The organism is Bordetella genomosp. 6 (genome assembly GCF_002119705.1).
In the GTDB taxonomy this organism is placed as follows: domain Bacteria; phylum Pseudomonadota; class Gammaproteobacteria; order Burkholderiales; family Burkholderiaceae_B; genus Bordetella; species Bordetella bronchiseptica_F.
The window spans coordinates 4,256,261-4,275,903 of record NZ_CP021107.1 but is presented as its reverse complement, the minus strand read 5'-3'; the positions used below and the strand labels follow the sequence as shown (position 1 = coordinate 4,275,903).

15 protein-coding genes and 2 riboswitches are annotated in these 19,643 nt (G+C 69.7%); of the genes, 9 read left to right on the top strand and 6 right to left on the bottom strand.

Features of this window, described 5'->3' with window-relative positions; all coding sequences use genetic code 11:
• Window positions 1-26 precede the first annotated feature (26 nt).
• The 6 genes from CAL11_RS20100 (at window position 27) to gcvP (ending at window position 7,735) form a co-directional block, all read left to right on the top strand.
• Entirely contained in the window at window positions 27-1,232 is a 1,206-nt protein-coding gene (locus CAL11_RS20100) for an aminoacetone oxidase family FAD-binding enzyme (protein WP_167382544.1), read from the top strand.
• A 102-nt stretch (window positions 1,233-1,334) separates the two neighbouring features.
• The gene (locus tag CAL11_RS20095; RefSeq protein ID WP_033466540.1) at window positions 1,335-1,970 is read left to right on the top strand and encodes a superoxide dismutase; all 636 of its coding nucleotides are present in this window, start codon (window positions 1,335-1,337) and stop codon (window positions 1,968-1,970) included.
• Window positions 1,967-2,860: a ZIP family metal transporter gene (locus CAL11_RS20090; RefSeq protein ID WP_086094006.1), complete on the top strand. Its 894-nt coding sequence runs from the start codon at window positions 1,967-1,969 to the stop codon at window positions 2,858-2,860. Before CAL11_RS20095 ends, CAL11_RS20090 begins: the two co-directional genes overlap by 4 nt.
• 80 nt (window positions 2,861-2,940) lie before the next feature.
• Window positions 2,941-3,033: riboswitch (glycine riboswitch) on the top strand.
• A 21-nt stretch (window positions 3,034-3,054) separates the two neighbouring features.
• Window positions 3,055-3,174: riboswitch (glycine riboswitch) on the top strand.
• Window positions 3,175-3,254: 80 nt separating this feature from the next.
• On the top strand, window positions 3,255-4,355 hold the full coding sequence (gene gcvT / locus CAL11_RS20085; protein WP_033466536.1) for a glycine cleavage system aminomethyltransferase GcvT: 1,101 nt from the start codon (window positions 3,255-3,257) through the stop codon (window positions 4,353-4,355).
• A gap of 81 nt (window positions 4,356-4,436) precedes the next feature.
• The gene (gene gcvH / locus CAL11_RS20080; RefSeq protein WP_033466534.1) at window positions 4,437-4,811 is read left to right on the top strand and encodes a glycine cleavage system protein GcvH; all 375 of its coding nucleotides are present in this window, start codon (window positions 4,437-4,439) and stop codon (window positions 4,809-4,811) included.
• Window positions 4,812-4,870: 59 nt separating this feature from the next.
• Complete coding sequence (gcvP, locus tag CAL11_RS20075; RefSeq protein WP_086094005.1) at window positions 4,871-7,735, top strand: aminomethyl-transferring glycine dehydrogenase; 2,865 nt, start codon at window positions 4,871-4,873, stop codon at window positions 7,733-7,735.
• Window positions 7,736-7,894: 159 nt separating this feature from the next.
• On the opposite strand, the gene CAL11_RS20070 is transcribed toward gcvP, so the two are convergent.
• The gene (locus CAL11_RS20070; RefSeq protein WP_086094004.1) at window positions 7,895-8,635 is read right to left on the bottom strand and encodes a FadR/GntR family transcriptional regulator; all 741 of its coding nucleotides are present in this window, start codon (window positions 8,633-8,635) and stop codon (window positions 7,895-7,897) included.
• A gap of 69 nt (window positions 8,636-8,704) precedes the next feature.
• Between CAL11_RS20070 and CAL11_RS20065 the strand changes: the two genes are divergently transcribed.
• Genes CAL11_RS20065 through CAL11_RS20055 form a run of 3 tightly spaced genes read left to right on the top strand, consistent with a single transcriptional unit; the run spans window position 8,705 to window position 11,743 of the window.
• Entirely contained in the window at window positions 8,705-9,916 is a 1,212-nt protein-coding gene (locus tag CAL11_RS20065) for a CaiB/BaiF CoA transferase family protein (RefSeq protein ID WP_086094641.1), read from the top strand.
• Window positions 9,917-9,947: 31 nt separating this feature from the next.
• Window positions 9,948-10,913 (top strand): Bug family tripartite tricarboxylate transporter substrate binding protein, encoded by a 966-nt coding sequence (locus tag CAL11_RS20060; RefSeq protein ID WP_086094003.1) that lies wholly within the window; start codon window positions 9,948-9,950, stop codon window positions 10,911-10,913.
• A gap of 17 nt (window positions 10,914-10,930) precedes the next feature.
• Window positions 10,931-11,743, top strand: coding sequence for an enoyl-CoA hydratase/isomerase family protein (locus CAL11_RS20055; protein ID WP_244172846.1), 813 nt, complete (start codon window positions 10,931-10,933; stop codon window positions 11,741-11,743).
• A gap of 46 nt (window positions 11,744-11,789) precedes the next feature.
• On the opposite strand, the gene CAL11_RS20050 is transcribed toward CAL11_RS20055, so the two are convergent.
• From CAL11_RS20050 to CAL11_RS20030, 5 genes are all read right to left on the bottom strand, one after another.
• Window positions 11,790-13,808, bottom strand: coding sequence for a DUF945 family protein (locus CAL11_RS20050; protein WP_086094001.1), 2,019 nt, complete (start codon window positions 13,806-13,808; stop codon window positions 11,790-11,792).
• Between the two features lie 128 nt (window positions 13,809-13,936).
• Entirely contained in the window at window positions 13,937-15,385 is a 1,449-nt protein-coding gene (locus CAL11_RS20045) for a YdgA family protein (protein ID WP_086094000.1), read from the bottom strand.
• Between the two features lie 176 nt (window positions 15,386-15,561).
• On the bottom strand, window positions 15,562-17,037 hold the full coding sequence (locus CAL11_RS20040; RefSeq protein ID WP_086094640.1) for a M81 family metallopeptidase: 1,476 nt from the start codon (window positions 17,035-17,037) through the stop codon (window positions 15,562-15,564).
• Window positions 17,038-17,081: 44 nt separating this feature from the next.
• Window positions 17,082-18,740: a dipeptide ABC transporter ATP-binding protein gene (locus CAL11_RS20035; protein WP_086093999.1), complete on the bottom strand. Its 1,659-nt coding sequence runs from the start codon at window positions 18,738-18,740 to the stop codon at window positions 17,082-17,084.
• Between the two features lie 3 nt (window positions 18,741-18,743).
• A complete protein-coding gene (locus CAL11_RS20030; protein WP_086093998.1) occupies window positions 18,744-19,643 on the bottom strand; it encodes an ABC transporter permease in 900 nt (299 codons plus the stop codon).

Sequence of the window (19,643 nt, the reverse complement as noted above, 5' to 3'; positions counted from 1 at the left end):
TGTCTTTCACGGAGTATCCCGTTTCGATGTTCGATGTCGCCGTCATCGGCGCCGGCGCCGCCGGCATGATGTGCGCCGCCGTGGCGGGCCAGCGCGGCCTGCGCGTGGTGCTGATCGATCATGCCGCCAAGCTGGCCGAGAAGATCCGCATCTCCGGCGGCGGGCGCTGCAATTTCACCAACCTGGGCGCCGGCCCGGCCAACTTCCTGTCCGACAACCCGCATTTCTGCCGCTCGGCGCTGGCCGGCTACACCCCGCAGGACTTCCTCGGCCTGCTGCGCCGCCACCGGGTGCATTGGCACGAAAAGCATCGCGGCCAATTGTTCTGCGACGACAGCAGCGAAACCATCATCGAGGTGCTGCGCGCCGAGTGCGGGCAGGGCGGGGTGGCCTGGCGCATGCCGTGCCGCGTGGACGAGATCGCCCGCCACGAGGGCGGCGGCTACACGTTGCGCACCAGCACCGGCGCGATCGACGCGCGCGCGGTCGTGGTGGCCACCGGCGGCATGGCGATCCCGCAACTGGGCGCGACCGACTACGCGCTCAAGGTGGCGCGCCAGTTCGGCCTGAAGGTCGTCGAACCGCGGCCGGCCCTGGTGCCCCTGACATTCGATCCGGCGCAATGGCAGCCGTTCGCCGCGCTCTCGGGCGTCGCCCTGGAAGTCACGCTGTCGACCGGACAGGGCAAGGCGCGCGCGGCGTTCCTGGAAGACCTGCTGTTCACCCACCGGGGCCTGTCCGGCCCCGCCATCCTGCAGATATCGAGCTACTGGAAGCCCGGCGAGCCCATCGTGCTGGACCTGGCGCCCGGCCGCGACCTGGCCGCCGAGCTGATCGGCGCCAAGCCGGGCAACCGGCAGCAACTGCATACCGTGCTGGCCGGCCTGTGGCCCCGGCGGCTGGCCGACACCTGGCTGGAGGCGGCCGGGCGCGCCGTCGGCGCGGACCTGGCCGGCGCACGCCTGGCCGACGTGCCGGACCGCACCTTGCGGGCGCTGGCGGCGCTGATCCATGACTGGCGCCTGGTGCCCAGCGGCACGGCCGGCTACAAGAAAGCCGAAGTGATGCGCGGCGGCGTCGACACGCGCGGCCTGGACCAGAAGTCCATGCAGGCGCGCGGCGTGCCGGGGCTGTATTTCATCGGCGAGGCGGTCGACGTGACCGGCTGGCTGGGCGGCTACAACTTCCAGTGGGCGTGGGCGTCGGGGTACGCCTGCGGCAACGCGCTCTAGCCTGGCGGGCACGGCGCATGCGGGCAGGGCCGCGTGCCTATTGTTTTGGTAAATGGAAATGACTATCATTTGTCTTTACCGAATGCAAATGCCGGAGACCGCATGCCATACGTCCTGCCCGCGCTTTCGTATGCCTACGATGCGCTCGAGCCGCATATCGATGCGCGCACGATGGAAATACACCATACGCGTCATCACCAGGCCTACGTCAACGGCCTGAACGCCGCGCTCGAAGGCGCCGGCCTGGGCCGCGACGAACCGGTCGAGCAACTGCTGCGCCGGATCCCGGCGCTGCCGCCGGGCATCCATGACGCGGTGCGCAACCACGGCGGCGGCCATGCCAACCACAGCCTGTTCTGGACCATCATGTCGCCGTCGGGCGGCGGCCGTCCGGATGGCCGGCTGGCGGCCGACATCCAGGCCCAGCTGGGCGGGCACGACGCGTTCCAGGCGGCCTTCACGCAGGCCGCGCTGGGCCGTTTCGGCAGCGGCTGGGCCTGGCTGACCGTCACGCCGGCCGGCCGCCTGCGGGTCGAAAGCAGCGCCAACCAGGATTCGCCGCTCATGGACGGCAATACCCCGATACTCGGCCTGGACGTCTGGGAGCACGCGTATTACCTCCAGTACCAGAACCGCCGCCCCGAATACATCGAGGCGTTCTACCGGGTGGTGGACTGGGCCGAAGTGGCGCGCCGCTACGAGTTCGCGCTGGCCGGGCTCGGCCGGGAGGCCGCATGAACACCCATAGCCGCCATCGCGTCCGCCCCGCGCTCACCAGCGTCAGCGCCATGACCCTGGCGGTGCTGGTGGCCTGCCTGGCCTGCTACCAGTTGTGGGAGCTCCTCGACGCGCGCTGGCCGCACGTCGCCCTGGCCATGGCCGGCGGCATGGTGGCCGCCGGGGCCACCGCGCTGGGCGCGGTCCCGGTGATCTTCTCCCAGACCCTGTCGCAGCGCGTGCAGGATTGCATGTTCGGCTTCGGCGCCGGCGTCATGCTGGCGGCCAGCGCCTTCTCGCTGGTGGCGCCGGGCATCGCCGCGGCCGGTGCCCAGGGCTATGGCCCCTGGGGGGCGGGCATCCTGGTGGGGGCGGCCATCCTGCTGGGCGGGGCGGCCTTGCTGGCCAGCGACAGGCTGTTGCCGCACGAGCACTTCATCAAGGGCAAGGAAGGGCGCACCTCGCGCACCCTGCGCCGCACCTGGCTGTTCGTGTTCGCGATCATGCTGCACAACGTGCCGGAGGGCCTGGCCATCGGCGTGGGCTATGCCGGCGGCGACAGCCTGCGCGGCACGGCGCTGGCAACCGGCATCGCCATCCAGGACGTGCCCGAGGGGCTGGTGGTGGCGCTGGCCTTGCTGGCCGCCGGCTACAGCCGTGCGTTCTCGGTGGCGCTGGGCATGCTGTCCGGGCTGGTCGAGCCGCTGGGCGCCATCGCGGGCGCGGCGGTGGTGGGCTGGTCGGCCGCGCTGCTGCCGTGGGGGCTGGGTTTCGCCGCCGGCGCCATGCTGTTCGTCATCAGCCACGAGATCATCCCCGAGTCGCACCGCAAGGGCCATGAAGTGCCGGCCACCGCCGGCCTGATGCTGGGGTTCGTGCTGATGATGCTGCTCGATACCGCGCTGGGCTGAGGCGCCGAAACAGGGGCGGATCGGCGCCGAACCGGACGCTTTGCGGCATGGCGCTTTCGATGTATGCTTTGCGCGCTGTCACGCATGTCGCGGGAGAGAGCGGCCGATCGCGGCTGCCGCCGAAGGCGCAATTCGCCCGGAATCGCTCAGGTAACCCATACCGCGACTGCATCGAGTAGCGCCTGGCGCGCTCGAAACAGCACTCTGGAGAGACCTGGCGCGGCCACCTTCGCGGTGTGCGCGCAGCCCAGGCGCCGAAGGTGCAAACCCGCTCGCGCGGGGTAACTCTCAGGCAAAAGGACAGAGGGGCGGAAAATTCGACCGGTCCCCGGGCGCTTTCCGCATCGGGGCCGGCATTCCGTAATCCTGGCAATGCTGCCGCTGGAGCCCTCGCATGTCCGCACCGCTCAAACGCACCCCCTTGGCCGAAGAACATCTTGCCGCCGGCGCCCGTATGGTCGACTTCGGCGGCTGGGACATGCCGCTGGCCTATGGCTCGCAACTGGAAGAGCACCACGCGGTGCGCCAGGACGCGGGCATGTTCGACGTCTCGCACATGCTCAACGTCGATGTCGGCGGCGCCGACGCCACCGCCTTCCTGCGCCGCCTGGTGGCCAACGACGTGGCCCGCCTGGCCACGCCGGGCAAGGCCCTGTACAGCTGCATGCTGAACCCGCAGGGCGGCATCATCGACGACCTCATCATCTATTACTTCGCGCCCGACCAGTGGCGCGTGGTGGTCAACGCCGGCACCGCCGACAAGGACATCGCCTGGATGCAGCGCGTGGCCGCCGCCGACGGTTTCGATGTCGCGATCACGCCGCGCCGCGACCTGGCCATGGTGGCGGTGCAAGGTCCCAATGCCCGCGCCAAGGTGTGGGCGGCCCGTCCCGCGTGGCAGGCGGCGTCCGAGCCGCTGGCGCCGTTCTCGGCCGCGGCCGTCGCGGCCGACACGCTGGTGGCGCGCACCGGCTACACCGGCGAGGACGGCTTCGAGATCGTGCTGCCCGCCGACGCGGTGGTCCAGCTGTGGCGCGACCTGCTGGCGCAGGGCGTGCGGCCCTGCGGCCTGGGCGCGCGCGACACGCTGCGCCTGGAGGCGGGCATGAACCTCTACGGCCAGGACATGGACGAACTCGTCCATCCCAACCAGGCGGGCCTGAGCTGGACCGTTTCCCTCAAGGACGAGGCGCGCCGCTTCGTGGGGCGCGACGCCATCGAGCAGTTCGCCGTGCCGCGCGCCTTCGTCGGCCTGAAGCTGCAGGAGCGCGGCGTGATGCGCGCCCATATGCCGGTGCGCTGCGCGCAGGGCATGGGCGAGCTCACCAGCGGCACCATGTCGCCCACCCTGGGCGTGTCGGTGGGTTTTGCCCGCGTGCCGGTGGGCGTGCAGCCCGGCGACGCCGTCGAGGTCGAAATCCGCGGCAAGTGGGTGCCCGCCCTGGTATGCAAATTGCCGTTCGTGCGTAACGGCAAAGCCGTCGAACACTCGTAAACTCGAGGCTTCCGCGCGGCCGCCGGCCGCCGGAGGCGCGCAAACTTTCTCCATCCCCACCGAATTGCCAGAGGAGCTCCCATGAGCCTGCCCACCGATCGCAAGTACACCGAGTCCCACGAATGGGTCCAAGCCGAAGGCGATGTGTTCGTCGTCGGCATCACCGACAACGCCCAGGAGCAGCTGGGCGACCTGGTCTTCGTCGGCGACGTCAAGGTCGGCGCCGCGCTGAAGGCCGGCGAGACCGCCGGCGTGGTCGAGTCGGTCAAGGCCGCCTCCGACATCTATGCGCCGGTCGACGGCGAGATCGTCGCGTTCAACGACGAACTCGAAGCCAACCCCAGCTTGATCAACGAATCGGCCTATACCGCCTGGATCTTCAAGATCAAGCCGGCGAACGCGGCCGACCTGGACAAGCTGCTTGACGCGGCCGGCTACCAGGCCGTCGCCGGCTGACAGGCCGCACCGGGCCGGCCAGCGGGCCGGCCCCGCCTCCCCGTTATTTCGAGAACACCATGTCGCGCGCCCCTGACACCCATTCCGATTTCATTCCCCGCCATATCGGCCCGTCCGACGACGACCAGGCCACCATGCTGGCCGCCATCGGCGCATCCAGCCTGGATGCGCTGATCGACGAAGTCGTGCCGCCCCGCATCCGCAGCCGTGCGCCGCTGGCGCTGCCCGCCGCGCGCAGCGAAACCGATGTGCTGCAGGACCTGAAGCGGATTGCGGCGCGCAACCAGATCTACCGCAACTACATCGGCCAGGGGTACTACGGCACGCACACGCCCAACGTGGTGTTGCGCAACGTGCTCGAGAACCCGGCCTGGTACACCGCCTACACGCCGTACCAGCCCGAAATCTCGCAGGGCCGCCTGGAGGCGCTGCTCAATTACCAGACCATGGTCGCCGACCTGACCGGCCTGGACATTTCCAATGCCTCGCTGCTGGACGAGGGCACCGCCGCGGCCGAGGCCATGACGCTGGCGCGCCGCGGCAGCCGTTCGTCCAGCCCGGTGTTCTTCGTGTCGCAGCACTGCCACCCGCAGACGCTTGAGGTGGTGCGCACGCGCGCCGAGGGCCTGGGCATCGAACTGGTGATCGGCGACGAGTCGCGCGGCCTGCCCGAATGCTTCGGCGTGCTGCTGCAGTATCCGCACAGCCTGGGCGGCGTGGCCGATTACCGCGAACTGGCGCAAGCCGCGCACGCGCAGGGCGCCGTGGTCGCCTGCGTGACCGACCTGCTGGCGCTGGCGCTGATCGAGCCGCCGGGGCAATGGGGCGCCGACATCGCCGTCGGCTCGGCGCAGCGCTTCGGCGTGCCGTTCGGCTTCGGCGGCCCGCACGCCGGCTTCATGGCCTGCCGCGATGCGTACAAGCGCAACATGCCCGGCCGGCTGGTCGGCGTCTCGAAGGACGCCCAGGGCAACCCGGCGCTGCGCCTGGCCCTGCAGACGCGCGAGCAGCACATCCGCCGCGAGAAGGCCACCTCCAACATCTGCACCGCCCAGGTGCTGCTGGCCGTGATGGCCGGCCTGTACGCCGTATGGCATGGCCCGCGCGGCGTGCGCCGCATCGCCGAGCGCGTGCAAAGCCTCACCGGCGCGCTGCGCGCGGCGCTGGCCGGGCTGGACGTGAACGTCGCCAACGACACCTGGTTCGACACGCTGCTGCTGGAAACCGGCGCGGCCACCCCGGCCATCCTGGCCGCCGCGGATTGCGCCCGGATCAACCTGCGCCAGGTCGATGGCGCGCGTCTGGCGGTGTCGCTGGACGAGACCGTGACGCTCGCCGACCTGCAGGCCCTGGTCAACGTGTTCGCGGCCGGCCTGGGCAAGGACGAGGTGGTGCTGGCGCCGCCGCAGGCGTCGATGGACGGCATCCCCGCGGCGGTGCGCCGCCAGGGTCCCATCCTGTCGCACCCGGTGTTCTCCAGCGTGCAGTCCGAGACCGACATGCTGCGCTACCTGCGCAAGCTGGCCGACAAGGACCTGGCGCTGGACCGCACCATGATCCCGCTGGGTTCGTGCACCATGAAGCTGAACGCCACGGCCGAGATGATTCCCATCACCTGGCCCGAGTTCGCGCTGATCCACCCGTTCGCGCCGGCCTCGCAGACGCCGGGCTATCGCGAGCTGATCGACGGCCTGTCGGCGCAGCTGTGCGAAATCACCGGCTACGACGGCATCAGCCTGCAGCCCAACTCGGGCGCGCAGGGCGAGTACGCCGGCCTGCTGGCGATCCGCGCCTACCACCAGGCCAATGGCCAGCCCCAGCGCAATGTCTGCCTGATCCCGGCTTCGGCGCACGGCACCAACCCGGCGTCGGCCCAGCTGGCCGGCATGGACGTGGTGGTGGTGGCGTCCGACGCCAACGGCAACGTCGACCTGGCCGACCTGCGCGCCAGGATCGCGCAGGTGGGCGAGCGCCTGGCCGCGCTGATGATTACCTATCCCTCGACGCACGGCGTGTTCGAGGAAGCCGTGACCGAAATCTGCGACGCGGTGCACGAGGCCGGCGGGCAGGTCTACCTGGACGGCGCCAACATGAACGCCATGGTCGGCGTGGCGCAGCCCGGCAAGTTCGGCTCGGACGTCTCGCACCTGAACCTGCACAAGACCTTCTGCATTCCGCACGGCGGCGGCGGGCCGGGCGTGGGCCCGGTGGCGGTGCGCGCCCACCTGGCGCCCTACCTGCCCGGCGTGCTCGACGCCCAGGGCCGCCTCGACCCCGCGGCCAAGGTCGGTCCGGTCTCGGCCGCGCCGTACGGCTCGGCCGGCATCCTGCCGATTCCCTACGTGTACATCGCCCTGATGGGCGCAGAGGGCCTGCGCCGCGCCACCGAGGTCGCCATCCTCAACGCCAACTACATCGCCACGCGCCTGCGCGACCACTATCCGGTGCTGTATGCGGGCCGCAATGGCCGCGTGGCGCACGAGTGCATCCTGGATGTGCGGCCCCTGAAGGAAACCAGCGGCATCAGCGCCGAGGACATCGCCAAGCGCCTGATGGACTACGGATTCCACGCGCCGACCATGAGCTTTCCGGTGGCCGGCACGCTGATGGTCGAGCCCACCGAATCCGAAGGCCTGGCCGAGCTGGAGCGTTTCATCGAGGCCATGATCGCCATCCGCGCCGAGATCGCGCAGGTCGAAAGCGGCGAACGCGACCGCGACGACAACGTGCTGCGCAATGCGCCCCATACGGCCCAGATGCTGCTGGCCGATGAATGGCACCACGACTATCCGCGCCAGCAGGCCGCCTATCCGGTGGCGTCGCTGCGCGAGAACAAGTACTGGCCGCCGGTGGCGCGGGTGGACAACGCCTATGGCGACCGCAACCTGGTGTGCGCCTGCCTGCCGGTGGAAGCCTACGCGTAGGCGGCGACGCGCGCGCCCAGTAGAAACGCCGGCCTTCGGGCCGGCGTTTCTACTGGGGCCTGCCCCTCTGCGGGGACAGTCACCTGCAAGATTTCATGGCGTCCGCCTGTCCCGGATGGGACAGGCACATTGCCGTACGCCATCGACTCTTGCCGGCAGTCACGCCTTCGGCGTGATTCCCAGCCGTTCGTAGTGCTCCTGGTAGCCGGCGACGTGGCGTTCCATGCGGCGGCGGGCGGCCGGCGCGTCGCCGGCGATGACGGCTTCGACCACGCGGCGGTGCGCCTGCAGGATGAGGCGCCGGGTAGGTTCGGGCGTCTGTCCTTCGCGGCTGGTCGCCTCCAGGATCAGGCCGGCGATGGACACGATGAACGCGCGCAGCAGGTCGTTGTGGCAGGCGTCGGCCAGCGCGAAGTACCAGCGCACGTTGAGATCCAGGAATTGCGCCACGTCGGGCAGGGCCTCCTGCAGCAGGTCGGTTGCCCGCACCAGCGCCTGCAGGTCTTCGGGCGTGCGGCGCAGCGCGGCGAGCTCGGCGATGGTCGGCTCGATGGCGACGCGGGCTTCGATCATCTCCTGCAGCGAGACGCCGCGCGCGCGGGCAAACAGCGCCACGGGGCGGGCCAGCGCGTCGTTGGCCGGCAGCTTGACCACCGAACCGCCGTAGCGGCCCTGGCGGGTCTCGATCAGGCCTTCGCTTTCGAGCACGCGCAGCGCGTCGCGGACGGCGGCGCGGCTCAGGCCGGTTTCTTCGGTGAGCTCGCGTTCCGAAGGCAAGGCCACGCCGCTGGGGCGGGCGCCGCTGAGGATCTGTTCGCGCAGGGCGTCGGCCAGCAGGTCGCGCGAACGCACGGCCTTGATCGGACCCAGCGGATTAGGGTTTGTCTCTACGGTTTTCATCGCTACGGCCATTGTACAGCGTTTGGTTATCCATATAATGGTCAACCATTGAACTTTTGGTTGGACATCATGGCTGCAGTCTCTTCTTCCGTCCCGCCCGCCCCGCTGGGCGGCGTGCGCGTGCTGGACTTGTCCAAGGTCCTGGCCGGGCCGCTGTGCACGCAATACATGGCCGACATGGGCGCCGACGTGATCAAGGTCGAGGCGGCCGGGCAGGGCGACGATACGCGCGGCTGGCCGCCATTCCAGGATGGCCAGGCGGCGGTGTTCCTCAGCTGCAACCGCAACAAGCGCAGCATCGCACTGGACCTGAAATCGGCGCATGGGCGCGCCGTCGTGCTGCGGCTGGCCGCCTGGGCCGACGTGGTGGTCCACAGTTTCGGTCCCGGCGTGGCGCAAAAGCTGGGCGTCGATCGGGAGGCCTTGTCCGGCATCAATCCCCGCCTCGTGTACTGCGCCATCTCCGGTTTCGGCCCGGTCGGCAGCCTGAGCCGCGGCAAGGGGTTCGATGTGGTGCTGCAGGCTTTCTGCGGCATGATTTCGATCACGGGCGAGGCCGAGGGCGGCGCGGTGCGCAGCCCGTTCTCGCCGGTGGACCAGGCTACCGGCCTGCACGCCCTGATCGGCATCCTGGCGGCCTTGCGCCAGCGCGACGCCACCGGCCGCGGCGTCACCGTGGACGCCTCGCTGTTCGATACCGCGCTCGGTTTCATGGGCTACTTCATGCAGGGGTACTGGGCCCGCGGCACGGAGCCGGCGCGCGCGGGCGCCGGGCATGAGTCGCTCTGCCCGTACCAGGATTTCGCCACCGCCGACAGCCCCATCATCCTGGGCATCGCCAACGACGCGCTGTGGCGCGCATTCTGCGCCCTGGCCGGGCGTCCCGAGCTGGCCAGCGACCCGCGCTTTGCCACCAACGCGCGGCGCGTGGCCAACCGCGCGCAGACTCTGGCGGTCACGCGCGAGCTGCTGGCGGCGCGCACCCGCGACGAATGGCTGCCCGCGCTCGAGCAGGCCGGCATTCCCTGTTCGCCCATCCATACGCTGGCCGAGGTCGATGCGCATCCGCATACGCGCGAGTCGGGCATGGTGTTCGACTACCCCGAGGCCGGTGCCGAGGCCGGGCCGCTCAGAGGCGTGGCCCAGCCGGTGCGGTTTGACGGCAAGCGCCTGACCAAGCCCAAGCGGCCGCCGAGCCTCAATCAGGACTGGGCGTCGGTGCTTGCCGACGCCGGCTACTCCGATCCGGAAGTCCGGGATCTGATGCAACAGATGGCCTGAAAGAGCCATCCCACTCGTACAAGGAGACAACATGCACGCTTTCATGCGCCGCGCCCTGTGCGCCGCCATCGCCTCGCTGGCGGCCACCGCCGCGCACGCGGCCTATCCTGAACAGCCGGTCCGTATCATGGTGGCGTTCGCCCCCGGCAGCGGCACCGACAACGTCGCCCGCTACTATGCGACGCGCCTGAGCGAGGAACTGAAGCAACCCTTCGTGGTCGAGAACAAGCCCGGGGCCAACGGCAGCATCGCGGCCACGCAGGTGGCCCGCACGCAGCCCGACGGATACACCCTGTTCCTGGGGTCGAACTCCACGCTGTCGGCCGCGCCGTTCCTGTTCAAGAAGCTGCCGTACGAACCGCTAAAGGATTTCACGGCCGTCGCCCGGCTGTCCGACATTCCGTCCATGCTGGTGGTCGGCGCCGACTCGCCGATCCGCGACTTCGACCAGTTCATCGGCAAGGCGCGCGCCGAGCCGGGCAGGGTGACCTGGGCCAACGCCAACACGGCCCACCTCGCCGCAGGCATGGCGCTGACCAAGCAGGCGCAGCTGGACATGATTTCGGTGCCCTACAAGAGCAGCCCCCAGGCGCTGACCGATGTGATCGGCGGCCAGGTCACGGCCATGGTCGTCGATACGTCCGCGGGCACCGCGTTCGTGCAGCAGGGCAAGGTGCGCGCGCTGGCGGTGACCACGGCCCGCCCGGTGGCGGCCATGCCCGGCGTGCCCAGCATGAGCGAGCGCTTTCCCGGCATCGACGTCTATTCCTGGCTGGGCATCGTGGGCCCCGCCGGCATGCCCGACGAGGTGGTGACCGTGGTCAACAAGGCCATCCTGAAGATCAACGCCAGCGAGGACACGGTCCGCTTCCTGCGCGAGAACGCCGGCGCCGAGCCGCCGCCGTCCTCCAGCCCGGCCGAGTTCACGCAGTTCATGCACGCGCAGCTCGAGGTGTGGCGCAAGCTGCTGCGCGACGCCAACGTGGAACCCATGTGACCCGGCAGGAGACCCGCATGTCCGCACCCGCCAGCGTGTCCGAATTTGTCCGCTACGATGTCGAGGCGGGGGTGGCCCGCATCACGCTCGACCGGCCGGATCGCCGCAACGCCATCGACGTTCCCATGCGCGCGGCCCTGCTGGCCGCGGTGCAGGCCGCCACGGCCGACCCGGCGGTGCGCGCCGTCGTCCTGACCGGGGCGGGCGGGCACTTCTGCAGCGGCGGCGACGTCTCGACCATGCGCGGCGCCTCCATGAGCGCGGAGCAGGGGCGCGACCGGATGGCGCCGATCGGCGCCTGCGCGCGGGCCTTGCTGGAAATGCCCAAGCCGGTCATCGCCGCCGTCGACGGGATCGCCTTCGGCGGCGGCTTCGGCCTTTGCCTGTGCGCCGACCTGGTGCTGGCCACGCCGGCGGCGCGCTTTTGCCTGTCGTTCATGCGGATCGGGCTGGTGCCCGATTTCGCCGCGGCGTTCACCTTGCCGCGCCTGGTCGGCCTGCAGCGCGCGCGCCAGCTGATCTACACCGCGGCCGAGATCGATGGCCGCCAGGCGCTGGAATATGGACTGGTGAGCGAACTGGTCGATGCCGGCGGGCTGGCGTCGCGCGCCGCGGCGGTGGCCACGGCCATGGCCGGGATGCCCGCCACGGCGTTTGCCCTGACCAAGCAGGCGCTGCTGCGTTCCAGTTCGAGCGAACTGGCGGCCATGGTGGAAATGGAAATGACCTCGCAGGGCGTGGCCTTCAATACCGGCTACCACCAGCAGGCGGTGGAACGCCTGCTGGAGAAAAAGCCGCCGCTGTATTCCTTTCCCGCGCCGACGGCCTGAACGGCGGCCCGGCCGGCTGGTCCGGCCCGGGCCCCCGCCGCCGCGATCAACGCGCGGCGTAGACTTCGTCTTCGAAGTTCCCGACCATCTGCATGAAGGTGTTGACCATGATGGAAAGGTTCTCGCGCCCCACGCCGCCTTCGGCGCTCAGATCCATGCGCAGCACGGCCTGGTTGTCGTCGTCCAGGTAGGCGCGGGTCCAGCGGTATTTCTGGTTCCAGGCGTTGAGCGCCTTGAGCGAGGTCTTGCGCTTGCCGAAACTGGCCTTCATGCTCACGTCCATGCACTCGTCGTCGTCGATGCAATACAGCTCGGCGCGCAGGTCGCGCAAGGGCAGGCCGTTGGTGTCGATGACGACGACCGGGCCGGACGCGCCTTCCTCGGTCGTGCTGTCGTAGCCGCCTTCGGCCAGGAGGGATGCGAGCAGGCCGGCGTTGACGCTGCGCAGGCTGTCGCCGTCGGTGGCCCAGGCGGCGGCGTCGGCGGCTGCCTGGGCTGCCTCGGCCGCTTCGGAGGCGGCTTCCACGGCCTCGGATGCCGCCTCGGCGCTCATCGCCTCGTCGTCCTCGTGGCTGTGCTCGTCGTCGTCCAGGCTGGCGCTGGCGCTGTCGAAAAGATTGTCGAACAGCTGGTTGACCGGCACGTCGCGGCCGTTCAGCTTGGCCACCCCGGCCGCATAGGTGAAGGTGCCGACCAGCTGGTCGCCGTCGTTGCGGCCGATGTTCAGGATTTCGGCCATGCCGGCGAAGGCGTCGATGGTCTCGTCGGCTTCCTTGGCGGCATCCTCGGGCGTCTTGCCCTGGCTGGTTTCGTAGTGGATCGCCAGGTCGCGCACCATCGGCTTGGATACCACCATCTTGATGTCGATCGCCTTGACCGCCTCTTCGAGATACTCGCGCGGCGTCAGCTCGCCGGCCGTGGTGGTCGGCTTGACCAGGACGATCGAGGACATCAGGCTGCTTTCGCCCTTCTCCGTCCTCCAGGCGATGGGGCCCAGGCTCAGCGAGGGGCCGCCGGCCAGCAGGCGGCCGCCATTTTCGATCAGCATCGTGAGCTGCTCGTCCTTCAGGCCCTCGTCGGCTTCGCCGGTGGCGAAGTAGCCGCGCAACAGCTGGTTGTAGCCATCGCTGAGCGCCTTCAGCGCCTGCCCGTCCAGCCGGCTGGCCTTCACGTTCAGTTCGCCGCTGCCGAAGGGGATCTTGTTGATCGTCAGGGGGCCGGTCTTGTAGGCGGCTTCGATGTCGATGAAATCGCCATCCTCGGTGGCCAGGACGCGATAGTTCAGGTCGTCCAGCGAGATATCGAGCGACTCGCGCTTGTCGACCATCGCGATGCGCTTGATGGCCATGGCGCTTTCGCCCAGCGTGAAGCCGTGCTTGCCCTGGTGGCTGCGCATGTCCATGCTCCAGCCGGTGGCGCTGAGTTGCGTATCCTGGTCGCCATCGGCGGTATAGCGCACGTACTCGGCGTCCAGGCGCGCCGTGCCCGAGCGGGTGGCGCGCTGGAAGGTGCCGGTGAGCGTGGCGCCGCTGAACGACAGCGTCACGTCGTCCTCGGTGAAATCGATGGGCGCCAGGCCGCTGCGCGTGCTGGCGTTGCCGCTGTACGACACGATGGTGTCGCTCCACAGCGGGGCGGCGTTCCTGGTCAGCTCGAACAGCGGCTTGACCAGCTCGGTCCGGGCCAGCTCGGCGTGCACGAACGCCATCTGCGGCAGGAACTGGCCGCTTGCCAGGGCGGAACGGGGGAAGGGGCCGTGCTCGAAGCGGGCGTCGAACTCCGTCGAGCCCAGCGGCAGGGGCGTGACCGTGCCGGATTCCTCCTTGATGTCCTGGGACAGCGACAGGCCGTAGCGGGCCTGCGTGGTGAAGAAGCCGCGCTCGTACTTGAGCTGGTCCACGCGCAGCGTGTAGCCGGGCACCACCGCGGCCAGTTTCTCGTTCAGCGCGCCCAGCCGCTGCTGCGTTTCGGTCTCGATCCGCTTGCCCGTATACCAGGTGCCGCCCAGCCAGCCGCCGGCCAGCACCACGATCACGCCGGCGGTGATGCCTATGCTCTTCTTCATCGTATGGATTACCTAAAGGGTTGTCTTTCCGCCGGGCCATCCCTGGCCAGGACATCTGCCCTCGGGATGGCGGCGAGCCCGCGCAAAACGGGCGCGCCGCCGCGAACGGGCGGCGCGCGGGACGGCGCTCAGCCGCCCAGGATGCTGCCCAGCAGCTGGTCGGCGGGCATCTTGCGGCCGTTCAGGTCCACCGTGCCGGCGGCGTAGTGGAACTTGCTGACGATGTTGTCGCCCTCGTTCTTGCCCAGGTTCATCATCTCGGCCATGCCGGCCAGCGAGCTGACCTGCTGGTCGGCCGCGGCGGCGGCCTGCTGCGCGTCCATGCCTTCCTGGCTTTGCAGGTAGCCGACCATCAGCGCCTTGATCATGGGCTTGGACAGGGTGGCGGAGGCGTCGATCGACTCGATCGCCTGGCTGAAGTAGTCGACCGCCATGAGGTCGCTGGAGGCGGGCTTGCTCAGCGCGACCTTGGCGTTGAAAACGCTTTCGCCCTGGGCGGTCTTCCATTGCACCGGGTCGAGCGTGAGCACCGGCTTGCCGGCCAGCAGCGTGTCGGCCTGCGCCATCAGCAGCTTGCGCATCTCGGCGTTGTCGGGCACCGGGTCCTTGCCCTCGGCCTGCAGCTTGATGGCCTTGTTGTATTCGTCGGCCACCACCTTGATCGCCGCGGCGTTCAGGCGCTCGGCCTTGAATACCGCCCGGCCGTTGCCCAGCGCGATGCCGTTGTAGGTGATCTCGCCAGCGCCGTAGCTGATTTCGCCGTTGACGAATTCGTCCTGCTCGCCGATCCGGGCGGCATAGGCCATGTCCGCCATCGTGAGGTGGGCGTCGCCTTCCGGCTGCTTGACTTCCAGGCGCTTGATCGACAGGGCGCTGTCGCCGATCGACAGGCCGGACTTGCCCATGCGGCTGTCCACCGTCACGCCCAGGCCGTTGAGCGTGAACAGCAGCGGGCCGCCGTCGTCGTCGGCGCTGGCGTCCACCACCAGGTTGTCGGCCTTGAGCGAGCCGATCGCCGCCTGCGTGGCGCGCTGGTAGCTGCCGTCGAACGTCGCGCCGCTGAACGTGAACTTGCCCTCGTCGCCGCTATAGTCGATGGCGGCCAGCCCGCCGGTGCTGGTCGAGTCGCCGTTATAGGCGACCACCGTGTCGCTCCACAGCGGCGTGGCGCCCTTGGTCACTTCGAAGACTTTCTTGAGGTCGTCGGTATTGGCCACTTCGGCGTGCACGAACGCCAGTTGCGGCAGCAGCTTGCCGCGCGCCAGCGCGCCGGGCGCGAACGGGCCGTGCTCGATGCGCGCATCCACTTCCACGGTGGCCTCGGGCTTGCCGGTTTCCTCCGACAGGCCGACTTCCACGCCGTAGCGCGCCTGCGACGTGAAGAAGCCGCGCTCCAGCTTGAGCTGGTTGATGCGCACCGGGAACTCGGGGAAAGCGGCGGCGAGCTGGGCGTTGATTTCGTTCAGGCGGGTCTGCGACTCCGTCTCGATGCGCTGGCCCGTATACCAGGTGCCGGCCAGCCAGCCGCCCACCGCCACAATGATCACGCCCGTGGTGACCGCTACCGATTTCTTCATCTTCTGTGCCTTATGGAAGTGCGGCCATGCCACGCGCACGGGCCGCTTATATGCCGTAGCCCGAGGGCTGGCGGCGAGTATAGCGAGCGGCGTGGCACTAGCGGGCGAAACATATTACAAAAGACGACAAAATGTTCAAAAACAGCGGAGCAGGCCGCGAAAGCGCGGCCAACCGCCTAGATGGCGTCGAGCGGATAGACAGGCCGGCGCACATGCCGGAACTCGACCTGGCCGTAGTCGGAAGTCGTCACGCCCACGCCGGTGCATGCGATGACCTGGGTGGCCATTCCGGCGAAGCCGGCGCGCCAATGCACGCGCGACTTCAGCGCCACGTAGCGTTTTTGCAGCGGGTCGATGCCGGCCGACAGCAGGCAATTGATGTCGAAGGGCTCCTGGTGGCGCGACACCACCACGATCTCGACCTTGCCGGTGTCGAGCACGACGGTCAGGCCGGTGTCGTTGCGCACGCCGCGGTACATGGGGCCGCGGTTCAGGTATACGCCGTCGAACAGCAGCTTGACCCGGGCGGTCAGGTCCAGGGGCGGGCTGGCCTGGCGCAGCGCCGGCATCGCCACCTTGCCGCCCAGGGACAGCGTCACGGTGGCCCCCACGCCGGCCGCCGCGGCCTGCCGCGCGGCCTGCGGGTCGCAGATGGCGTAGAACGCCGCATTCTCCAGGCCCTGGTCGAGGATCTCGGCCAGCACCGCGGTGGTGTCCATGGTGCCGCCCGAGCCGGTGTTGTCGTAGTGGTCGAGCAGCACCACCGGACCGTTCTCGATGGCCTTGGCGCGCGCGATGGTCGGCGCCAGCGGCTCGGCGTGGAACACCCAGTCGGCGCGCCCGCGCCAGGCGGTCTCGAGCAGCTCGTCGCGGTACTGCTCGGCCTGCGCCAGGTTGGCGTCGGTGCACACCACCGCGCTCAGCCCCGCCTCGCGGATGTCGGCATGCGGAAAGCCGACGAACACCGAGGCGGCGATCACGCCTTCGGACTCCAGCGCCTCGCAGCGCGCCTGCAGCGATTTGTTGGGCTCGGCATGCGTGCCCTGGCACATGATGTGCGGCAGCATCGGCTTGTTGCCCCAGCTCATGACGGGCTTGATTTCGCCGCGCAGGGTGCGGGCGATGGCGTTGGCCGCGCGCAGCCCGGCGGCGCGGATATCGACGTGCGGATAGGTGTGAAAGCCCGAGATGACGGTGGCGTGGCGCACGATGTCGTCGTAGATGTTGGCGTGCATGTCCAGCGTCACGCCCACCGGGATGGCCGGGGCGATGTCGCGCAGGCGGCGCAGCAGGTCGCCCTCGGCGTCCTCGACGCCTTCGGCCACCATGGCGCCGTGCAGGTCCAGCAGGATGGCGTCGAAGCCGCCGCGGCGCGCCTCGTCCAGCACCAGGCCGCTCAGGCGTTCGTAGGTGGCGCGGTCGGTGGGGGCGCTGGGCCAGGACTCCGCCGCCACCGGCACGACGATCTCGGCGCCTTCGCGGCGCGCCACTTCGATATAACCGCCCAGGCCGCTGTCGGTGTTCTCGTAGGCGCGGATGGCGCGCTCGCCGGCCAGGATCTCGGGGCTGCCGCGGAAAAACCGCTCCAGCGGCGTGGGAACGGGCGAGAACGTATTGGTCTCGTGCTTGATCATCGCCAACAGCCAACGCATGGTTTGCTCCTTGTCGTGCACAGTTCCCGTCGGCGCCCTAGGGGTCAGGCGGCCAGCGGGCGGAAATTGCGGAAATCCCAGCCGCGGCCCGGCGCGGCGTCGATCAGGGCGCGGGTATACGCATGGCCGGGCCGGGTCAGCACCGTCTGCGCCGCGCCGGTCTCCACGACCTTGCCATGCTGCATGACCGCGATGGTGTCGCACACCTGCGCCGCCACGCGCAGGTCGTGCGTGATGAACAGCACGCTCACGCCGGTGCGCTCGCGCACCTGTTCGATCAGATCCAGCACCTGCGCCTGCACCGATACGTCCAGCGCCGAAACGGCCTCGTCGGCCACCAGCACTTCGGGGTCCATGACCAGCGCGCGCGCGATGCAAAGCCGCTGGCGCTGGCCGCCCGAGAACTGGTGCGGGTAGCGCCGCATCACGTCGGGGGCGAGGCCGACCACGCCCAGGGTGCGGGCGGCGCGCGCCAGCGCCTGCGCGCGCGGCATGCCGAAATTGAGCAGGCCCTCGATGATGGATTCGCCCACCGCGCGGCGCGGGTTCAGCGACCGGTAGGGGTCCTGGAACACGATCTGCACCTTGCGCCGCAGCGGACGCAGGCCCGCGCCGTTCAGGCGCGCGATATCGGTCTCGCCCAGCAGCATGTGGCCGGCGCTCGGCTCGATCAGGCGCACGATGCAGCGCGCCACGGTGGACTTGCCCGAACCCGATTCGCCGACGATGCCGAGGATCTCGCCGCGCCGCAGGGTCAGGTCCACGTCGCTGGCGGCCACCACCGTGCGCGTCGCGCCGAACAGCGAGCGCCGCTCGGCGTAGGTGCGGCCCAGCCCGGTGACACGCAGCACCGGTTCGCCGTGCGGCGGCTCGCGCTGCGTGGGCACCAGGCTGGGCACCGAGGACACCAGGCGGCGGGTGTAGTTCTGGCGCGGCCGCGCCAGGATTTCCTCGCGCGTGCCGGTCTCGGTGAGGTCGCCGCGGTTCATGACGACGATACGGTCGGCGATCTCGGCGACCACGCCGAAGTCGTGGGTGATGAAGAGCACGGCGGTCTGGTGCCTGTGCTGCAGCTCGCGGATCAGCGCCAGGATCTGCTTCTGCGTCGTGACATCCAGCGCCGTGGTGGGCTCGTCGGCGATCAGCAGCTTGGGTTCGAGGATCAGGGCCATGGCGATGACGATGCGCTGGCGCTGGCCGCCCGAGAGCTGGTGCGGATATGCGTCGTAGATGCGCTCCACGTCGGGCAGGTGCACCGAGCGGAACATCTCGAGCACCTTGGCGCGCCGCTGCGCGCGCGGCATGCGGCGATGCAGGCGCAGCACTTCGTCGACCTGGCGCCCCACCCGGTGCACCGGGTTGAGCGCGGTCATGGGTTCCTGGAACACCATGGCCATGCGCGTGGCGCGCAGTTCGCGCCGCCGCCGCGCGCTGGCCGTGACGATGTCCTCTCCCAACACGCGGGCCGAGCCGCCGGAGACCTCCAGGATGCCCTCGGGCAGCAGACCCATGACCGCCAGCGACGTGACCGACTTGCCCGACCCGGATTCGCCCACCACGCAGACCGTCTCGCCGGCGTGCACGTCCAGGCTGAGATTGCGCACCACGCGATTGCCGGCATCGCAGACGCTTACCGACAGGTTGCGGATCGCCAGCACCGCGGCGCTGGTGTCGCCGGCCGGGGGGTAGGGGGCGTAGGGCATCGCTCAGATCCTCCGCGTCATTTTCGGGTCCAGCGCGTCGCGCAGCGCGTCGCCCAGGATATTGACGCTGAGCACGGTCAGCGACAGGAACAGGCCGGGGAACAGGATCAGGCCCGGCAGCATGCGGAAATACATGCGGCCCTCGGACATGATGTTGCCCCACGAGGCGATCTCGGGCGGGACGCCGGCGCCCAGGAAGCTGAGTATGGCCTCGGTCAGCATGGCCGACGCGAACACATAGGTGCCCTGCACGGTCAGCGGGGCGACGGTGCTGGGCACCAGGTGGCGCCACAGCAGCAGGGGCAGCGGCGTGCCCAGCGCCAGCGCGGCCTCGACATAGGGTTCGCCGCGCACGCTGAGGATCTGGCCGCGCACCAGCCGCACCACGCGGGGAATCTCCGGGATGGTGATGGCCACCAGCACCGTGGCCAGGCTGGCGCCGGTCACCGACACCAGGGCGATGGCCAGCAGGATCCCGGGAATCGCCATGACCGCGTCCATGGTGCGCATGATCGGGCCGTCGAGCATGCGGAACCAGCCGGCGATCAGGCCTATTGCCAGGCCCAGCGTCACGCTGACCAGCGCCGCCCCCAGACCGGCCGCCAGCGACACGCGGGCGCCATACACCACGCGCGACCAGATGTCGCGCCCGAACGCATCGGTGCCGAACAGGTAGTCGCCGAAAGGCGGCTTCAGGCGCGCGCCCGGATCGATGGCGGTGGGGTCCACGGTGCCCAGCCAGGGCGCCAGCAGGGCCGCGCCCACCACCAGCGCCAGCACGGCCAGCGCGGCCAGCACCGGCGCGCCGGAGAACTCGCGGCGCACGCGCCGCCACGCGCCCGCCTGGGGCGGTCCGTTGTCGGGCAGGGCGCCGTCGGCGACGGCATCGCTATGCGTGGGCAT